The sequence below is a fragment of the Lysobacter enzymogenes genome (genome assembly GCF_017168095.1).
Taxonomy (GTDB): domain Bacteria; phylum Pseudomonadota; class Gammaproteobacteria; order Xanthomonadales; family Xanthomonadaceae; genus Lysobacter; species Lysobacter enzymogenes_D.
Genome location: NZ_LXSD01000299.1, coordinates 20,001 through 22,787 on the forward strand (window position 1 = coordinate 20,001; position 2,787 = coordinate 22,787).

Genomic DNA, 2,787 nt, shown 5'->3' on the forward strand with positions numbered 1-2,787 from the left:
GAATATGGGGGGACCATCCTCCAAGGCTAAATACTCCTGACCGACCGATAGTGAACCAGTACCGTGAGGGAAAGGCGAAAAGAACCCTGGTGAAGGGAGTGAAATAGATCCTGAAACCGTGTGCGTACAAGCAGTAGGAGCCCGCAAGGGTGACTGCGTACCTTTTGTATAATGGGTCAGCGACTTACTGTTCGTGGCAAGCTTAACCGTATAGGGGAGGCGAAGGGAAACCGAGTCTGATAAGGGCGCATAGTCGCGGGCAGTAGACCCGAAACCGGGTGATCTAGTCATGCCCAGGGTGAAGGTTGAGTAACATCAACTGGAGGCCCGAACCCACTCCCGTTGCAAAGGTAGGGGATGAGGTGTGATTAGGAGTGAAAAGCTAATCGAACCCGGAGATAGCTGGTTCTCCTCGAAAGCTATTTAGGTAGCGCCTCATATGTATCCTCTTGGGGGTAGAGCACTGTTATGGCTAGGGGGTCATTGCGACTTACCAAACCATGGCAAACTCCGAATACCAAGACGGACTGTATGGGAGACACACGGCGGGTGCTAACGTCCGTCGTGAAAAGGGAAACAACCCAGACCCACAGCTAAGGTCCCAAATTCATCGCTAAGTGGTGAACGATGTGGAAAGGCACAGACAGCCAGGAGGTTGGCTTAGAAGCAGCCACCCTTTAAAGAAAGCGTAATAGCTCACTGGTCGAGTCGGTCTGCGCGGAAGATTTAACGGGGCTAAGCGATGAACCGAAGCTTGGGGTGCACACTTATGTGTGCGCGGTAGAGGAGCGTTCCGTAAGCCGATGAAGGTGGATTGAGAAGTCTGCTGGAGGTATCGGAAGTGCGAATGCTGACATGAGTAACGATAATGCGGGTGAAAAGCCCGCACGCCGAAAGCCCAAGGTTTCCTTGCGCAACGTTAATCGACGCAGGGTGAGTCGGCCCCTAAGGCGAGGCAGAAATGCGTAGTCGATGGGAAGCAGGTTAATATTCCTGCACCTCGCGTAAGTGCGATGGAGGGACGGAGAAGGTTAGGCAGGCCAGGCGTTGGTTGTCCTGGTGAGAGAGTTGAGGCGGTCCCCTTAGGCAAATCCGGGGGGGCAACGTTGAGACTAAGGACCGGCCCATTAGGGCTAGGCTGCTGATATCACGCTTCCAGGAAAAGCTCCTAAGCTTCAGCTTACGCAGACCGTACCGTAAACCGACACAGGTGGGCAGGATGAGAATTCTCAGGCGCTTGAGAGAACTCGGGTGAAGGAACTAGGCAAAATAGCACCGTAACTTCGGGAGAAGGTGCGCCCCTTTTGGTTCATAGCTGAGAGGGGCCGCAGTGACCAGGCCGCTGCGACTGTTTATCAAAAACACAGCACTCTGCAAACACGAAAGTGGACGTATAGGGTGTGACGCCTGCCCGGTGCTGGAAGGTTAATTGATGGGGTCAGCCGCAAGGCGAAGCTCTTGATCGAAGCCCCAGTAAACGGCGGCCGTAACTATAACGGTCCTAAGGTAGCGAAATTCCTTGTCGGGTAAGTTCCGACCTGCACGAATGGCGTAACGACAGCGGCGCTGTCTCCACCCGAGACTCAGTGAAATTGAAATCGCTGTGAAGATGCAGCGTTCCCGCGGCAAGACGGAAAGACCCCGTGAACCTTTACTATAGCTTTACATTGAACGTTGAGTTCGTCTGTGTAGGATAGGTGGGAGGCTATGAAACCATGGCGCTAGCTGTGGTGGAGCCATCCTTGAAATACCACCCTGTCGTGCTTGACGTTCTAACCTGGGCCCGTTATCCGGGTCGGGGACCATGTATGGTGGGTAGTTTGACTGGGGCGGTCTCCTCCCAAAGTGTAACGGAGGAGCACGAAGGTACGCTCAGCGCGGTCGGACATCGCGCACTGTGTGCAAAGGCATAAGCGTGCTTGACTGCAAGATCGACGGATCAAGCAGGTACGAAAGTAGGTCTTAGTGATCCGGTGGTTCTGTATGGAAGGGCCATCGCTCAACGGATAAAAGGTACTCCGGGGATAACAGGCTGATACCGCCCAAGAGTTCATATCGACGGCGGTGTTTGGCACCTCGATGTCGGCTCATCACATCCTGGGGCTGTAGTCGGTCCCAAGGGTATGGCTGTTCGCCATTTAAAGTGGTACGCGAGCTGGGTTCAGAACGTCGTGAGACAGTTCGGTCCCTATCTGTCGTGGGCGTTGGAGATTTGAGAGGGGCTGCTCCTAGTACGAGAGGACCGGAGTGGACGAACCTCTGGTGTTCCGGTTGTCACGCCAGTGGCACTGCCGGGTAGCTATGTTCGGAAGCGATAACCGCTGAAAGCATCTAAGCGGGAAGCGCGCCTCAAGATGAGATCTCCCGGGAGCTCGACTCCCCTAAAGGAACCATCAAGACTAGGTGGTTGATAGGCAGGGTGTGTAAGTGCAGCAATGCATTGAGCTAACCTGTACTAATGATCCGTGTGGCTTGACCATATAACCTCAAGTGGCCTTGGACTCGACGACGCGTCGACACTCCAGACCAAACACTGACTCGCTACATTCCAATCTATTCGCCGACAACGCAGTCCATCGCGTTGAAAGCACCCAACGAGAGCGTGCGCGCTACTTCAATCCATCGAAGACAGCGACCCTCCACCCTCTCCCTGGTGATAATAGCTGTGTGGAACCACCCGATCCCATCCCGAACTCGGAAGTGAAACGCATATGCGCCGATGGTAGTGTGGCTTAAGCCATGCAAGAGTAGGTCATCGCCAGGGGCTTTACACCGAAGGCCGGATCC

Annotated in this window: 2 rRNA genes (1 of these 2 cut by a window edge); both read left to right on the forward strand. The window is 54.4% G+C overall.

Going from position 1 to position 2,787, the window contains the following annotated elements:
• Positions 1 to 2,480 (forward strand): 23S ribosomal RNA (locus tag A7A76_RS09965); it begins 385 nt to the left of the window's first position.
• 169 nt (positions 2,481 to 2,649) lie between these two features.
• Positions 2,650 to 2,764, forward strand: a 5S ribosomal RNA gene (gene rrf, locus A7A76_RS09970).
• Positions 2,765 to 2,787: the final 23 nt, after the last annotated feature.